General features: G+C 70.8%; 14 protein-coding genes. 8 read left to right on the top strand and 6 right to left on the bottom strand.

What is annotated here, in order from left to right; all coding sequences use genetic code 11:
- Positions 1-2: 2 nt before the first annotated feature.
- On the bottom strand, positions 3-935 hold the full coding sequence (locus EXE58_RS14395) for a co-chaperone YbbN (RefSeq protein ID WP_135268522.1): 933 nt from the start codon (positions 933-935) through the stop codon (positions 3-5).
- 69 nt (positions 936-1,004) lie between these two features.
- Here EXE58_RS14395 and EXE58_RS14390 point away from each other — a divergent pair, with 69 nt between their 5' ends.
- Both EXE58_RS14390 and EXE58_RS14385 read left to right on the top strand, forming a co-directional pair.
- Positions 1,005-1,583 (top strand): GtrA family protein, encoded by a 579-nt coding sequence (locus EXE58_RS14390; RefSeq protein WP_135268521.1) that lies wholly within the window; start codon positions 1,005-1,007, stop codon positions 1,581-1,583.
- A gap of 129 nt (positions 1,584-1,712) precedes the next feature.
- Positions 1,713-2,453, top strand: coding sequence for an SDR family oxidoreductase (locus EXE58_RS14385; RefSeq protein WP_135268520.1), 741 nt, complete (start codon positions 1,713-1,715; stop codon positions 2,451-2,453).
- Here the strand turns inward: EXE58_RS14385 and meaB are convergent.
- Together meaB and EXE58_RS14375 are read right to left on the bottom strand one after the other, a co-directional pair.
- A complete protein-coding gene (gene meaB, locus EXE58_RS14380; protein WP_135268519.1) occupies positions 2,450-3,433 on the bottom strand; it encodes a methylmalonyl Co-A mutase-associated GTPase MeaB in 984 nt (327 codons plus the stop codon). The two genes, EXE58_RS14385 and meaB, sit on opposite strands and share 4 nt — an antisense overlap.
- Positions 3,430-4,629: an acetyl-CoA C-acetyltransferase gene (locus EXE58_RS14375; protein ID WP_135268518.1), complete on the bottom strand. Its 1,200-nt coding sequence runs from the start codon at positions 4,627-4,629 to the stop codon at positions 3,430-3,432. The genes meaB and EXE58_RS14375 overlap by 4 nt, the downstream gene beginning before the upstream one ends.
- Before the next feature lie 154 nt (positions 4,630-4,783).
- Here EXE58_RS14375 and mce point away from each other — a divergent pair, with 154 nt between their 5' ends.
- The 4 genes from mce to EXE58_RS14355 all read left to right on the top strand — a co-directional run bounded on the left by mce (position 4,784) and on the right by EXE58_RS14355 (position 9,345).
- Positions 4,784-5,236: a methylmalonyl-CoA epimerase gene (mce, locus tag EXE58_RS14370; RefSeq protein ID WP_135268517.1), complete on the top strand. Its 453-nt coding sequence runs from the start codon at positions 4,784-4,786 to the stop codon at positions 5,234-5,236.
- A gap of 95 nt (positions 5,237-5,331) precedes the next feature.
- Positions 5,332-6,672, top strand: a complete 1,341-nt coding sequence (ccrA, locus tag EXE58_RS14365; RefSeq protein WP_135268516.1) for a crotonyl-CoA carboxylase/reductase — start codon at positions 5,332-5,334, stop codon at positions 6,670-6,672.
- 133 nt (positions 6,673-6,805) lie between these two features.
- On the top strand, positions 6,806-8,032 hold the full coding sequence (locus tag EXE58_RS14360; RefSeq protein WP_135268515.1) for a hypothetical protein: 1,227 nt from the start codon (positions 6,806-6,808) through the stop codon (positions 8,030-8,032).
- A gap of 5 nt (positions 8,033-8,037) precedes the next feature.
- The gene (locus EXE58_RS14355; protein ID WP_135268514.1) at positions 8,038-9,345 is read left to right on the top strand and encodes an AI-2E family transporter; all 1,308 of its coding nucleotides are present in this window, start codon (positions 8,038-8,040) and stop codon (positions 9,343-9,345) included.
- On the opposite strand, the gene EXE58_RS14350 is transcribed toward EXE58_RS14355, so the two are convergent.
- Positions 9,323-10,315 (bottom strand): EamA family transporter, encoded by a 993-nt coding sequence (locus EXE58_RS14350; protein ID WP_135269605.1) that lies wholly within the window; start codon positions 10,313-10,315, stop codon positions 9,323-9,325. The two genes, EXE58_RS14355 and EXE58_RS14350, sit on opposite strands and share 23 nt — an antisense overlap.
- 46 nt (positions 10,316-10,361) lie before the next feature.
- On the opposite strand from EXE58_RS14350, the gene EXE58_RS14345 reads away from it, so the two are divergent.
- A complete protein-coding gene (locus EXE58_RS14345; RefSeq protein ID WP_135268513.1) occupies positions 10,362-10,898 on the top strand; it encodes a CGNR zinc finger domain-containing protein in 537 nt (178 codons plus the stop codon).
- Positions 10,899-10,902: 4 nt separating this feature from the next.
- Here the strand turns inward: EXE58_RS14345 and EXE58_RS14340 are convergent, their stop codons facing one another.
- Entirely contained in the window at positions 10,903-11,691 is a 789-nt protein-coding gene (locus EXE58_RS14340; protein ID WP_208544026.1) for an alpha/beta fold hydrolase, read from the bottom strand.
- A 2-nt stretch (positions 11,692-11,693) separates the two neighbouring features.
- A complete protein-coding gene (locus tag EXE58_RS19760) occupies positions 11,694-12,464 on the bottom strand; it encodes a hypothetical protein (protein WP_208544025.1) in 771 nt (256 codons plus the stop codon).
- A gap of 297 nt (positions 12,465-12,761) precedes the next feature.
- On the opposite strand from EXE58_RS19760, the gene EXE58_RS14335 reads away from it, so the two are divergent.
- A complete protein-coding gene (locus tag EXE58_RS14335; RefSeq protein WP_135268511.1) occupies positions 12,762-15,140 on the top strand; it encodes a LuxR C-terminal-related transcriptional regulator in 2,379 nt (792 codons plus the stop codon).
- Positions 15,141-15,148: the final 8 nt, after the last annotated feature.

The raw sequence follows: 15,148 nt of genomic DNA, 5'->3' as shown, positions 1-15,148 counted from the left end.
CCTCAGAACAGGGCGGAGGCGAGGTTCCGTCGCCCGGCCAGCACGCGCGGGTCGTCGTTGCCCACGGCCGCGAACAGGCCGAGCAGGTGCTCGCGGGCCTTGGTGCGGTCCGCGTCGCTGGTGCGGGCGATGAGGGCGACGAGGCGGTTGAACGCGTCCTCGACGTGTCCCCCCAGCATGTCGAGGTCGGCCACCATGGTCTGCGCCTCGACGTCGTCGGGGTCCTGCGCGGCGGCTGCGCGCGCAGCGTGGAGGTCGACCCCCTGGGTGCGCTGGAGCACCTTGGCCATGGCCAGGCCGGCTGCGGCCTCGGCATCGGCAGGGTTGGCGTCGACGAGCTTCTGGTACTCCGCGACCGCTGCGTCCACGTCACCGCGGCCCAGGGCGTCCTGCGCGGGAGCGTAGCGCGGGTCGACAGCCTCCTCCTCGGCCTCCTCCCCCGCCGCGGCGACCGCCTGCCGGGGCTGGTGACGGCCGGAGATCCCCTGCGTGGTCAGCTGTTGACCGAGCTGGCTGAAGAGGGTCGCGATCTCATCTGGCGACAGGGCGCCCGGGATCGGCTGGGTGACCGGACGGCCGTCGAGGATCACCATGGTCAGCGGCACCTGCGGTATCTGCATGGCCTGGGCGATCTCAGGGTTGGTGTCGACGTCCACGAGCGCAGCCAGCAGTCGACCCTCCAGCCGCTCGGCCTCGGCCGCGACGTCTGCGGCGTACTGCTCACTGCCCGGTGCCTGTCGCGCGGAGTGGAAGACCATGACGACCGGTGCGGTCATCGACTCCTGCAGCACCTGCTGCAAGTTGTCCTGGCTGATGGCGACGGAGTAGGCCCCACCGGGCCCGGCAGCGGTCGAGACCGCCTGCTGCTGCGCCGGCCGCTGACCGAGGGCGGAGAGGTCGATCGCGCCAGGACGGGAGAACGGTTGCTGCGTCATGGCGCCATTGTCCCGGACCGGGCGGGGCGGGTCGAGTCGACCCCGTCCCGCGGCGGTACTGTCCGTGCGGTGAGAGGGCTACTCGACCGCGTGCTGGAGCGGCACCGCAAGAACTTCGTGCTGCTGCTGCGGTTCGGCATCGTCGGTGCCACCGGCGTCCTCGTCAACCTGGCTGTGCTGGTCCTGGTCAGGCGCATGGGACCTGACTTCGACCTGGCGATCGCCGGGATCCCCCTGACAGACTTCAACCTCCGCTGGTACCACGTGTACTCGTCCGTGGCGTTCCTGGCGGCCAACGTGTGGAACTTTCAGCTCAACCGGACGTGGACGTTCAGGAGCTCCGGTGCCGCCGGGTGGCGGCAGGAGTACCTGCCGTTCCTGACCGTGGGCCTGATGGGCCAGCTGATCGGACTGGCGTTGCTGACCCTGCTGCTGCACCCGCACTCGCCGATGAGCCTGCCCTCCGACCTCCTGGACGACTCCACAGGCCTGCGCACCCGGCTCTACTGGGCGCAGCTCATCGTGATCGTGATGGTGACGCCCCTCTCGTTCGTGCTGAACAAGCTGTGGACGTTCGCGGCTGTGCGCACCGGGCACCCCGACCTCGCGGACCCCACGCACGAGGAGCGGCTCTGGCACGAGCGGTGACCGGGCGCGGCCGGGCGGCTGGCGGGGTCTCCCCCTATCGCGAGCAGGTTACCGCGTGGTAGAAACCTCCCTACGCCATCATTCTCGGGAGGGGGATGGTGGCGCCGTTTTCCCCGGAGGGCAAGGAACATGGCTGCGCTGTCGTTCGACTTCACTGGCTATCGCGTGCTGGTGGTCGGTGGCACGCGCGGGGCCGGTCACGCCATCGCACGCTCGTTCCGCGACTCCGGGGCCCAGGTCACGGTGACCGGCACGATGATGCTGCGCGAGCTCTACGACGTCGATCTCGCCGGCATCGACTACGAGATGGTCAACCTGGCCCGTCAGGACTCCATGGACCACCTCGTGGGGATCATCGGTCCGCTCGACATCCTGGTCCTGGCCGCGGGCTGCAGCCTTCCCTACGGACTCCCCGACAGCGAGCGCAGCTTCATCGGCGAGGCGGCCCGATCCGGGGTGCTGGGGCCGATGTTCCTGACCACCCGGCTGCGTCTCAAGCTGAGCCAGAGCCCCGCTCCGGGCGGAGGGTGCGTGATCAACACCGGCGCCGTGGCGCGCTGGCTCGAGCTCACCAGCGACCCCGCTGGTGCGGCTGCGGAGCTGGCCGCCTCGACCGCGCGCGCCGGCCAGAACTGGGCAGGTATCGGGGTGCGCGTCAACTCTGTGCTCGAGCCCGCCCGGGGGCTGCTCCCCCGTCAGGGAGGTCCTGGTGCTCATCCCTCGGCCGGCTCGGGCTCGCACGCCCTCAGCACGGGAGACACCCTGGTGCGCGCCGGCACCACCGCTCGCGGACCTGTGTCCAGCACGGTGATGTTCCTGGCGACCCTGGAGGCCTCGCGCATCACCGGCCAGACCATCCGGCTGAGCTAGCCGGTCGCCCCTCGGGACGGGCCGAGGGAGAGCAGCAGGTCGTCGGCCGCGGCGTAGGGATCGACGTCCCCCGACACGACCTGCTCGGCGAGCTGGTCCAGCTCGCCACGGCCACCCACGTCGCCCCACCGCTCCCGCAGAGCGGCCAGGGCGATGGCCTCGATCTCCCGCCTGGCCCGCGCCGTACGACGACGCGCGAGCTCGCCGCTCTCGCGCAGCCACTCGCCGTGGCGCTCGATCTCCGCGACCAGCTCCTCGGCGCCCTCCCCCTTGCTGGCGACGGTCATGACGATCGGGGGCCGCCACGACCCGGCAGGCCGCTCGGTCATGGCGAGGACGTTCCGCAGCTCGCGCCGCACGCCCTCGGCGCCGTCGCGGTCAGCCTTGTTGACGACGTAGATGTCGCCCACCTCGAGGATGCCGGCCTTCGCAGCCTGGATGCCGTCGCCCATGCCGGGCGCCAGCATGACGATCGTCGTGTCGGCCAGACCGGCCACCTCGACCTCGCTCTGGCCGACTCCCACCGTCTCGACCGCGACGACGTCGCACCCGGCCGCATCGAGGACCCGAGCAGCCTGGGGAGTGGACCAGGACAGGCCCCCGAGGTGCCCTCGGGCACCCATGGAGCGGATGTAGACCCCCGGGTCGAGAGCGTGCTCGGACATGCGCACGCGGTCTCCGAGGAGCGCGCCTCCGGAGAACGGTGACGACGGGTCGATGGCCAGGACGCCCACCCGCTTGCCGGCCCGACGCAGGGCCGTCACCAGGGCGTTGGTGGAGGTCGACTTCCCCACTCCCGGAGATCCGGTGATCCCGAGGAAGTGGGCCGTTCCGGGGTGGGCGCTCAGCTCGGCCATCACCTCACGCAGGGCCGGCGAGGCGTCCTCGACCAAGGTGATGAGACGAGCGACCGCCCCCGCCTCCCCGGCACGCGCTCGTGCGACGAGCTCGGGGATCGCGGGGGCGGTGCGCCGACTCACGCCTGCGGGACCCGGATGATCAGCGCGTCGCCCTGACCGCCACCGCCGCACAGGGCGGCGGCACCGGTGCCACCGCCGCGGCGCTTGAGCTCGAGCGCGAGGGTGAGGACGATGCGCGCGCCCGACATCCCGACCGGGTGGCCCAGGGCGATCGCTCCGCCGTTGACGTTGACCTTGTCCTCGGAGACGCCGAGCTGGCGAGCCGACTCGATGCCGACCGCCGCAAAGGCCTCGTTGAGCTCGAAGAGGTCGATGTCGGAGACGGCGATGCCCTCCTTCTCGGCGGCCTTGGCGACCGCGTTGGCGGGCTGGAGCTGCAGGGTGGAGTCGGGACCGGCGACCTGCCCGGAGGCGCCGATCTCTGCGAGCCAGGTGAGACCGAGCTCCTCGGCCTTGGCCTTGCTCATCACGACGACCGCGCAGGCACCGTCGGAGATCTGCGAGGCGGAGCCGGCGGTGATGCTGCCGTCCTTGGAGACCGGTCGCAGCCCGGCCAGGGACTCGACGGTCGTGTCGGCGCGGACGCCCTCGTCCTCGCTGACGACGACGTCGCCGCGGCGCGACTTGATGGTCACCGGCACGATCTCCTCGTCGAAGAGCCCGTTCTTCTGGGCGAGGGCTGCGCGCTGGTGGGACTGCGCGGCGAAGGAGTCCTGCTCCTCGCGCGTGAGGCTGGCACCGGCAGAGTTGCAGGCCTCGGTGAGGTTGATCATGGCCTGGTCGGTGAACTGGTCGTAGAGGGCGTCGTAGGCCATCGAGTCGACGAGCGCGGTGTCGCCGTACTTGAAGCCCTCGCGGCTCTTGGGCAGCAGGTGCGGGGCCTGGGTCATCGACTCCATGCCGCCGGCCACGACGATGTCGTGCTCACCGGCGCGGATGAGCTGGTCGGCCAGCGCGATGGCGTTGATGCCGGAGAGACACACCTTGTTGATCGTGAGCGAGGGGACGTTCATCGGGATGCCGCCCTTGACCGCGGCCTGGCGCGCAGTGATCTGGCCGGCGCCGGCCTGGATGACATGCCCCATGACGACGTAGTCGACCTGGTCGCCGTCGACGCCTGCCTTCTCGAGCGCACCTTGGATGGCGATCCCGCCCAGCTCTGCGGCGGAGAGTCCCTTCAGGCCACCGAGCAGACGGCCGATGGGCGTGCGCGCCCCCGCAACGATGACTGACCCGGTGTGGGCTGATCCGGACATGGCGGTGCCTCCAAGCGTGAGAAGAGTGTCATCTCGGAGCGTACCTAGCACTCCGCGGCGACAGCGAGAGTGTCCGGGAGAGGCACGTGTCACACCTGTCTCACGGTCCGCACCCCACCTGTCGGGGAATGTCGCTCCTGCGACCATGTGTGCCATGACGACCCCAGAACTCGACTCCGTCAAGCACCTCTTCACCGCGATCGACCACGTGGGCATCGCCGTGTCCGACCTCGACGAGGCCATGCGGTTCTACCGCGAGGTCTACGGCATGGAGGTGCTCCACGAGGAGACCAACGAGGAGCAGGGCGTGCGCGAGGCCATGGTGGGGGTGGGCGACTCCGGCTCCTGCATCCAGCTGCTCGCACCCCTGTCCCCCGAGTCGACGATCGCCAAGTTCCTCGACCGCTCCGGACCCGGGATCCAGCAGCTCGCCTTCCGGGTCGAGGACGTCGAGGCGGTGGCCGCGACCCTGCGCGAGCGCGGCGTCCGCCTGCTCTACGACACGCCCAAGCGCGGCACGTCCGAGAGCCGTGTCAACTTCATCCACCCCAAGGACGCCGGTGGCGTGCTGGTCGAGCTGGTCGAGCCGGCCGACGGCTCGCACTAGCACCGACTGGGAACTACGTCACAAGCCCGACCACCCTCGCCTACTCGCGGGTATCTTGACCCGCGATCGCCACCGCTGCCTCACAGGAGACACACGTGCAGAACATCCTCGAAGCCATCCAGTCCGGCAACGCAAGCTCGGACGACTTCGCCAACCTGGAGCTCCCCGACCACTACCGCGCCGCTCACGTCCGCAAGGACGAGGTCGAGATGTTCGAGGGGCAGACCACCAAGGAGAAGGACCCGCGCAAGTCGCTGCACGTCGATGACGTGGCCCTCCCCGAGCTCGGTCCCGGAGAGGCCTTCGTGGCCGTCATGGCCTCCGCGATCAACTACAACACGGTGTGGACCTCGATCTTCGAGCCGGTCTCGACGTTCGGCTTCCTCGAGCGCTACGGCCGCGAGTCCGACCTGGGCGCCCGGCACGACCTGCCCTACCACGTCGTCGGGTCCGACCTCTCCGGCGTCGTGCTGAAGGTGGGCCCCGGGGTCAACAAGTGGAAGCCGGGCGACCGGGTCGTGGCCCACTGCCTCTCGGTCGAGCTCGAGGCACCCGACGGCCACAACGACACGATGATGGACCCCTCGCAGCGCATCTGGGGCTTCGAGACCAACTTCGGCGGCCTCGCCGACGTCGCGATGGTCAAGGCCAACCAGCTGATGCCCAAGCCCGAGCACCTCACCTGGGAGGAGGCTGCCTCCCCCGGCCTGGTGAACTGCACGGCCTACCGCCAGCTGGTCTCGACCAACGGCGGCAACATGAAGCAGGGCGACAACGTCCTGATCTGGGGCGCGTCCGGCGGCCTCGGCGGGTTCGCGACGCAGTACGCCCTCAACGGCGGGGCCAACCCGATTTGCGTGGTCTCCAACGAGGAGAAGGCCCAGATCGTGCGCAGCATGGGCGCCGACAAGGTCATCAACCGTTCCGAGATGGACTTCAAGTTCTGGAACGACGAGGGCACCAAGCAGGACCCCAAGGAGTGGCTGCGCCTGGGCAAGGCCATCCGCGAGCTCACCGGCGGCGAGGACATCGACATCGTGTTCGAGCACCCCGGTCGGGAGACCTTCGGCGCCTCGGTCTTCGTCACGCGCAAGGGCGGCACCATCACCACTTGCGCCTCCACGTCGGGCTACATGCACGAGTACGACAACCGCTACCTGTGGATGAACCTCAAGCGGATCATCTCCAGCCACTTCGCCAACTACCGCGAGTCGTGGGAGGCCAACCGCCTCGTCGCCCAGGGCAAGATCCACCCGACGCTGTCGAGGACCTACACCCTCGACGAGGTCGGCCAAGCCACGCTCGACGTGCACAAGAACGCCCACCAGGGCAAGGTCGGCGTGCTGTGCCTCTCGCCCGAGGAGGGCCTCGGCGTGCTCGACGAGGAGATGCGCAGCCAGCACATCGACGCGATCAACCGCTTCCGGGGCGTCTGACCCCCTGACGCCACCCCACACCCCGGTTCGCACACTCGAGAGCAGAGTGTCTGCGAGCCGGGGTGTGGTGATTCGGGCCCATCGGGGAGACTGTGCAGAGTCAGACACACAGACGCGGAAGTGGGTGCGCAGCATGAGCAGCGACCAGGGCCTGTCCATCTTCGACGAGGAGCCGGAGCCCACCGGTCCCGACGCCGACGATGCAGGGCCGGCTGACGACCAGGCAACTGTCGCGGACGTCCCTGCCACGCCTGCGAGCCAGGAGACCCAGGTGCTGCCGGCAGCGGTCACGTCCCCGACTCCTCCGAGTGCCACGACCGCGTCACGGCCGTTGCCACCGCGCGCAGCCGTAGGCTCCTCCCACTCCGCGGCCGCGCTGCCCGTGGTCCGCCGCGGCGGCTATGACAGGCAGGCCGTGGACCAGCGGATCACCCAGCTGGCCGCGGAGAAGTCCGGTCTGAGCACCAGCCTGACAGCCTCCGAGCAGCGCGTCCTCGAGCTCGAGGCCGAGCTCGAGCGGCTGCGCGCCGAGCTCCAGGAGAACCAGAACCCTTCCTACGCCGGACTGGGGGGTCGCGCCACCTCGATGCTCAAGCTCGCCGAGGACGAGGCGAGCGACGTGCGCGCCAGCGCGGCTCGCGATGCTGCCGAGATCCGCGAGCAGGCCAACCGCGACGCCAAGGCCATCCGCGCCGATGCCGCGCGCGAGGCCGATGACATGCGCCTGGTCCAGCTCAAGGAGCTCGACGAGATGCGCAACAGGCTCACGACCGACGCCGAGCAGGAGCGACTGCTGGCCCAGGGCGAGGCCGAGGACCTCCTCGCGGCCGCTCGGCGCGAGGCCGACCAGCTCCGCCTTGCGGCACAGCAGGAGACCAACGAGCTGCGCACCTCGGCCAAGCGGGAGGCCGAGCAGGCCCGCGCTGCGGCCGATCGCGAGGTCCAGGAGGCCCGACGGACACTCGCGGTGGAGAAGGAACGGCTCGCCCGCGAGGCTTCCGAGCACCACTCCCACGCCACTGCCGAGACACAGCGCCTGGTCGAGGAGGCCGAGCAGCGCGCCGCGGCTGCCGAGCAGCGCGCCCGCGAGGCCACCTCGCAGGCCACGGCCCATCGCGCGCAGGCGCAGAGCGAGGCTGAGGGGCTCCTGACGCGTGCGCGTCGCGAGGCCGAGCAGATCGTGGCGTCGGCCCAGACGCAGGCAGAGGCCATCGCCTCCACGGGCACGGCCGACGCCGAGCGAGAGCTGGCCGCTGTCCGCGCCGAGGTCGACCGGATGACCAAGCGTCGTGACGCCGTGGCAGCCCAGCTGGGCGCCCTGCGTGACGTGGTGGCCGGCTTCGCCGAGGACGAGTCCTGAGCTGGTTGACGCGGCTCCGTCAGCCGCGCCTGGCCACCAAGACCTCCGAGAAGACCCCCGCCGAGGCGGTCGAGGAGCACGCCGGGGTTGCCCAGGAGGCGGCGGAGGCCGCTGACGAGGCCGCCGATCGCGCCGACGAGGCCGCCGCCGAGGCCCGCGACGCCGCCGACTCCTCCGCGGAGATCGCCCACCAGATCGACGATGCCACCGCCCTGGTGGTCGACGACGATCCTCCCTACGCCGACGTCACGCCCGACACGACGCGTGTCTCCTCCGGGTCGCCGCTGCTTCGCCACTCCCCCTTCAACATCGGTTTCTTCGGCGCCCTGGGCGCTCTCGTGGCGCTGTTCCTGACCGAGCAGATCTTCAGCATCTCCTCGATCCTGATCCTGCTCGTCATGGCGATGTTCCTCGCCATCGGCCTCAACCCGGTGGTCGAGGCGTTCATGAAGCGGGGCGTTCGGCGTGGGCTCGCCGTCCTCGGCGTCCTGGCCGTCGTGCTCGGGGTGCTCGCCATGTTCGTCGGGGCCGTGGCACCGGTCATCGGCGACCAGATCGCGTTGATCACCAGCAACGCCCCCGGGTGGCTCGACGACCTCGAGCAGAACAAGCGCATCCAGGAGCTCGACACCAAGTACGACGTCCTCGACAAGGTCCGTGACTACGTCCAGGACGGCGACTTCGGCCAGCGGGTGTTCGGTGGCGCACTGGGTGTGGGGCTGGCAGTGCTCTCGACGGTCGCCAACACGCTGATCGTCCTCGTCCTGATGATCTACTTCCTCGTCTCGCTGCCCAGCATCAAGCACGCCGCCTACTCCCTCGCGCCCGCCTCCCGTCGTCCGCGCGTCAGCGAGCTGGGCGACAAGATCATCCGCTCCACCGGGGCCTACGTCGCGGGGGCGTTCCTGGTCGCGATCTTCGCCGGGATCAGCACCCTGGTCTTCAGCTTCGTCGTCGGACTCGGCGACTACGCCTTCGCGCTGGCCTTCATCGTCGGGCTGCTGTCGCTGATCCCGGTCGTGGGCGCCTTCGTCTCGGGGGCCATCATGACGTTGCTGGCGCTCACCGTGTCACCCACTGTCGCTCTCGTGGCGCTGGCCTACTACCTGGCCTACCAGCAGATCGAGTCCTACTTCATCTACCCCCGCATCATGCAGCGCTCCGTCGACATCCCCGGTTCGATGACGGTCGTGGCGGCGTTGGTGGGTGGCGCCATGATGGGCATCGTCGGAGCCCTGCTGGCCGTCCCGGTGGCGGCGGCGCTGCTGCTGCTTCACCGCGAGGTGTTCCTCAAGCGCCAGGACGCCCGCTGACGTTCAGCTCGAGCGGGTCCGGCAAGGGCTCCACGGTCAGGTGGGCATCCCCGCCCTCACCCAGCTTGACGAGGACGACCCCTGCCAGCACGAGAAGGCCGCCGGCCAGCTGCACGCCGCGGGGCAGCTCGTCGAGGATCAGCCACGCGAAGACGACCGCCATCAGCACCTCGGTCAGCGCGACGAACGACGCGAGCCGGGGCCCGAGGCGCCGGCTGGCCGCGATGCCTGTGACGTAGGCGACCGCTGCCGTCACCAGGCCCAACGCGAGGACGGGGAGCCACCACGGGACGTGCCTGCCGTCGTAGACGGCGTCGTTCGTGCTCGCGTCCATCGGCAGCACGCCCAGGAGGCCAGCGGCGCCCAGCACCACTCCACCGACGACCAGGCCGCCGGCGGCCAGGGAGATCCCGGGCAGGCCGCTGTCCTCGTCGGCGCTGATCACGAAGTAGGTGGCCGCTCCGACCATCGCGCCGAGCGCCCACAGCACGCCGACGACCTCGAGCTCGGCACCTGACACGAGGTCGAGCACGAGGGCGAGGCCCAGCATCGAGAGCGCAGCGCCGGCGAGGGTGAGCCGGTTCGGTCGGTGTCCGTGGCGCAGCCACAGCCACACGACGACCGCGACCGGGGCGGTGTACTCGATCAGCAGCGCGACGCTGACCTGGAGGTGGGTGACGGCGTAGAAGTAGCAGAGCTGCGCGCCAGCGACGGCGGCCACGCCGTAGGCGACGACGGTGGCGACGTTGTCCCGCAGCAGGTGCCAGCGGCCCCGCACGGCGAGGAGACCGGGGACCAGCAGCACGACGGCCGCCAGCCCGATGCGCACCGACACGGCCGCGCCGGCCGTCCACCCGGAGTCGAGCAGTCCCCTGGCCAGGGTGCCTGACATGCCGAAGGCGGTGGCGGAGACCAACGCGAGGGCCAGTCCCTGTCCCGTGCGCGCGCCGCGCGCCGTGTCATGGGTCATCGTCGTCACACCCATGACGCTACGCGGGCGGGTGTAACGTGTCAACATGGTTTTCACCCATGACACCGATGCGGCGCTGCTGGCTGCGGTCAGCCTCGTCAACTCCGGTGACGAGCCCGGCGAGCCGCTGGGCTCGGTGGCCGACCTGACCGCGTTCCTCGAGGAATGGGCCTACACCGGGCGCATCGACGCCTCCGACTCCGAGCTCGACGAGGTTCGTCGTCTCCGCCCTCGTCTCCGGGAGCTCCTCACCGCTGAGCGCGACGAGGCCGTGGCCCTGGTCAACGCCATGCTCGCCGAGGCCAGGGCCGTCCCGAGGCTCATGCGCCACGACTCGTGGGACTGGCACCTCCACGCCATCGACCAGGACCGCCCCTTGGCCGACCGGATCCTGGTGGAGACGGCGATGGCCATGGTCGACGTCGTCCGTCTCGACGAGATGAGCCGACTGGGCACCTGCGCCGCCGACGACTGCGACGACGTCGTGCTCGACCTCTCCCGCAACCGTTCTCGACGGTTCTGCTCCACCACCTGTGGCAACCGCGAAGCGGTGGCGGCCTACCGCGCTCGCCAGCGCGGCTGAGGGATCAGTCGGCGAAGCGCCGCAGCACCTCGATGAAGACCTCGGGCTGCTCGCTGTGCACCCAGTGCCCCGCGTCCTTGATGGTCACCCTGCGCACGCGCGGGAAGAGCGCCTCCATGGCCGGGGTGTACTCGTCGGTGACGTAGTGCGACCTCGCGCCCGCGACCCACAGCACCGCACCGTCGTACGACGGCAGCCCGGCGACCTCCTCTGCCGGCCAGTCGCTCAGCTCGGCGAGGTCACGCCTCAGCAGCTCGAGATTGGGTCGCCACGCCCAGCGGTCGCCGTCACGGTGGAGGTTCTGCATCAGGAACGCGCGCACGGTGGCGTTGGGCACCGCAGGGCGGAGCGCCTCGTCGACCTCGCTGCGGCTCCCCGCCGGGGCGCCTGCCACCTCGAGCATGGCGTCCATGTAGTTCCGGAACTCCTCGCTGTGGGCGTAGGCGACCGGGGACACGTCGACCACGCACAACCGCTCCACGAGCTCGGGGTGGCGCAGCGCCACGATCATCGCGACCTTGCCTCCGAGGGAGTGCCCCACCAGCACCACCGGGTCGTCGGCCGAGAGGAGGCCGGCGACCTGGTCGGCAGCGTCGACGAAGTCGAACTCCGCCGACCACGGCGAGCGGCCGTGGTCCGGCATGTCGACGAGGGTCACCCGGTGGTCCTGCGCGAGGGCCTTGCCGATCTGGGTCCAGTTCTTGCCCTGCCCGAACAGGCCGTGGCAGAAGACCACGCGAGCGCCGGCGTCGCCGAGCTCGGTGGTGTGCAGTGGCTCTGAGGTGGACGCCACGATCAGAAGTCGAATCCGTCGAATCCGTCGAACATGTTGCCGATGCCGTCGCCGATGCCTCCGAAGAGGTCTCCGATCCCCTCGCCGATCGCCCCGATGCCCTCGCCCAGGCCGTCGAAGCCACCCCCGAAGAGCATGCCCATGAACATCCAGTCCATCGGCCCGAAGCCGCCGAAGTAGCCCTGCGCGTAGGGCTGGTAGGCGCGCCCACCCTGCCAGTAGGGAACGCGGCGGGAGCCGACCATCACCTTGCGAATGTCGGGCTCGGCGCCGGCACGGACGCGCTCGACGTCGAGGGCGCATGCCGGGACGTCCCGGCTGGTGCCGCCCGGAGGCGTCCACGGAACGTCAGCGACGGACATGCCGTGGCGCGGGTCGAAGAAGCACGGCGGCCGTCGCTGCGGGAGGGGCTGCCCCGCGACACGGGCGCGGACGCACGCCATGGCGTAGCGCCCGTCCTCCAGGATCTCGGTGACGTGCCGTACCTCGTCGGGGCGAGCGAGCTGGTCAGCAGCGACCTTGGCGGCCTCGTAGGCGTCCAGGGCGCGTTGGTAGTCGGCGTTGGCGCCCGGCTCGAGCTCGGTGCCCATCACGTCGAGGTCGAGGTCCTGTAGCTCGACGCCGAGAGCGGTGACGTCCTCCTGGGCCAGTCGCTTGACCGGCGCGAGCTCGGCCTGACGCCGGGCCTCCTCACGGCTCTTGCTCGACCGTCCCGCAGCCACGGCGACCGCGACCAGGCCGCCGAGCACGGCCAGCAGCACCACCAGTTCCATGCGCCCAGCCTACGGCCCGTCCGGGAGGGGCAGGACGACGCAGAAGAGCGGATCGTGGATCAACCCCCGAAGATCCACGATCCGCTCTGCGAAGTGGCCTGGCGTCTGGGCCCACCCCTGTAGGGTCCAGCCGCGCTCGGCGTGGACATGACTCTGCCGCGTGCCGACGTCCATGACATCGGTAGTCCTACGTATTTCGAATGCGTAGAGCGGTACATTCACGGCGTGCTGACCCCGTGCTTGGGACGAGATCAAGCGCAGAGTGCCCTCGCCTCCGCGCTCGAGGAGTCGCGTTGGGTGAGCATCGTCGGGCCTCCCGGGTGCGGGAAGTCCCTCCTGGCGCGCCATGCGACCCGCGCCCACGCCAACACCGCATGGGTCGACGCGCGACACCTGCGCACCCTCGACGGAGTCCTGATGGGCTGCATGGCCGCCCTCGATGCCGAGATGGCCCCCGGTGACACCTTGGTCGGCGCGCTGAGCCGCGCTCTCGACGGGCGCGACTGCCTGGTGGTGCTCGACGGCCTCGACCTCGACGCCACAGCAGCAGGGCCGGCGATCACCGACGTGCTCGGCTCGACCATGGACGCCCGGATCGTCGTGACCTCGCTCGCCGGAGCCGGCGATCCCGCGGAGCGCGTGGTGCGGATCGGACCGCTCCCCGTGCCGACCCCGCGCTCCCCGCTGTCAGGGCCTGCCGTCGACCTGTTCCTCGACCGTGTCCGGGCCGCGGGGGGCCACCCCGTCGACCTCGACACCCAGTCCGTGGACGTGCGCAGGCTGCTCGTCGCGACAGGCGGCCTGCCGCTCCTGATCGAGCAGATGGCCGTCCAGTGCGCCCTGGTCGGGCTGGGCAACGCCGTCGCCGCCGACACGCTGGCCCAGGCGGTCAACTCCGCCTACGAGCTCCTCGACCGCGACCAGCGTCGGCTCCTGCGCCGCATGTCGCTGCTCGACGTCGCGGTCGGCCCGGCCGTCCTCGCGGCCGTCTCCGGTGGCACCGTGGCGCAGACGACCAGCCTGCTCGGCACCCTGGTCCGCCGCAGCCTGGTCGAGGTGCTGCCCGACGGTCGCTTCGACATGCTCTCCCCCATCCGCAGCCACGTCCGCACCTTGGCGGCCGCCGAGTCCGACGACCCCTCGGAAGCCCCGGGAAGCGACGCCGAGCACATCGTGCGGGGCCTGCTCATCTGGGCCGAGCAGGTCGCACCGCAGCACGACAATTTCGGCGCTGCCGACGCCGCCTGGCTCACCGACCTTCCCGCGATGCGCTCGGCCGTCCTCCTCGCCTGCGAGCGTGACGAGACGCGGGCCGAGGGCTACTCCATTGCCAACCGCATCTTCTCCTCGCTCTACACCTCCATGCGCGCCCGAGAGGCGCTGGAGGTGCTCGAGGCGGCCCTCGACAGCGGCGACGGGCCTCCTGCGATCGGCGCCCAGGTGGCACGCCGGGCCGGCATCGCGGCCTCTGAGGTCCGCGGCACCTATGAAGGACTCTGGCTGCTCGACCGGGCCGACGAGCACGCCGTCCACGCCGAGCTGCCGGACGAGCAGCTCGCCAAGACCGCGTCCATCCGCGCCGAGATGCACCTGGACGCCGGAGATCTTCGCGCCGCCGAGAGCGAGGCGCGTCGTGCGATCGACCTCGACCCCCACGGCGCCGTGACGCGCCAGGCGCTGCGCACCCTCGCCGACAGCTACGTCTCCTGGGGACGCTTCGCCGAGGCCTCGGCAGTGGCGAACGAGGCCATGCCCGGCACCCACCCCAACGACGAGCGCTGGATCGCCCTGTCTGCGCGCACCCTGCTCGCCCGGATCGCCCTCGAGCAGGGCCGGGTCACCGAGGCGACGGCCGCGACGAAGGCCGTGGTCGCCGAGGCGACCGAGCTCGCCGAGGACCGTGTCTGCCTCTTGGCGGAGACGATGCTGCGTGGGCTGGATCCGAGCTGGCGATGCCGCGACGTCAACACGGAGTCCCTGCCGTGGGCCGTGCGACTGCCCGTGCTGGCACAGGACGCCCGCGAGCTCTTCGCTGCCGGGGACGCCAAGCGGGCCGCAGGCCTGGCCGCCGACGTCGTGGCCCTGGCCGACTCCGCGCGCCTGGGACGCGACGCGGTCGAGGCGCGACTCCTGCTGGGGCGTGCGCTGCTCGCGCAGGGTGATCACGAGCAGGCGGCCACCACGTTCCTCCATGCCCTCGAGCAGGCAGCGCAGATGCCGATGCCCCTGCGCGCGGCCGATGCGATCGACGGCCTCGCGTCCGTCACCCAGGCCCGCGCCCAGCGCGACGCCAGGAGTCTGGCCGCCGTGGCTGCAGCCATCCGCGCGCCGCGACTCGCGGCTGCCTGGGGATACGCGGCGCGCTTCAAGGTGGAGCCCGCTCGCACTCCCCCGGATGGTTGGCTCGACGGCGCCGACCTCGCTCCGGAGGCACCCGCTCTTGCCGCGGCGATGTTCCATGGCGCGACCTCCGGTGCGCCCTCCCCGCTGGATGCGCTGACCGCGGCCGAGCGCCAGGTTGCCGAACGAGTCGCCACCGGCCTCACCAGCCGTCAGATCGGGGAAGAGCTGTTCGTCTCACCCCGCACCGTGGACGCGCACCTGACCCACATCTACCGCAAGCTCGGCATCAACACCCGCGCCAAGCTCGCGGTCCTGGTCACCTCAGAGGGGTGACCTCCCGC

It is taken from the genome of Nocardioides seonyuensis, from assembly GCF_004683965.1.
In the GTDB taxonomy this organism is placed as follows: domain Bacteria; phylum Actinomycetota; class Actinomycetes; order Propionibacteriales; family Nocardioidaceae; genus Nocardioides; species Nocardioides seonyuensis.
Note: the sequence above shows the minus strand (reverse complement) of the source record. Positions and strands in the feature narration are given on the sequence as shown.

Excerpts from the sequence above, each read along its gene's own strand:
- EXE58_RS14395 (WP_135268522.1), bottom strand. The coding sequence starts at position 935 with ATGACGCAGCAACCGTTCTCCCGTCCTGGCGCGATCGACCTCTCCGCC.
- EXE58_RS14385 (WP_135268520.1), top strand. The coding sequence starts at position 1,713 with ATGGCTGCGCTGTCGTTCGACTTCACTGGCTATCGCGTGCTGGTGGTC.
- EXE58_RS14375 (WP_135268518.1), bottom strand. The coding sequence starts at position 4,629 with ATGTCCGGATCAGCCCACACCGGGTCAGTCATCGTTGCGGGGGCGCGC.
- mce (WP_135268517.1), top strand. The coding sequence starts at position 4,784 with ATGACGACCCCAGAACTCGACTCCGTCAAGCACCTCTTCACCGCGATC.
- EXE58_RS14360 (WP_135268515.1), top strand. The coding sequence starts at position 6,806 with ATGAGCAGCGACCAGGGCCTGTCCATCTTCGACGAGGAGCCGGAGCCC.
- EXE58_RS14350 (WP_135269605.1), bottom strand. The coding sequence starts at position 10,315 with ATGACCCATGACACGGCGCGCGGCGCGCGCACGGGACAGGGACTGGCC.
- EXE58_RS14345 (WP_135268513.1), top strand. The coding sequence starts at position 10,362 with ATGGTTTTCACCCATGACACCGATGCGGCGCTGCTGGCTGCGGTCAGC.
- EXE58_RS19760 (WP_208544025.1), bottom strand. The coding sequence starts at position 12,464 with ATGGAACTGGTGGTGCTGCTGGCCGTGCTCGGCGGCCTGGTCGCGGTC.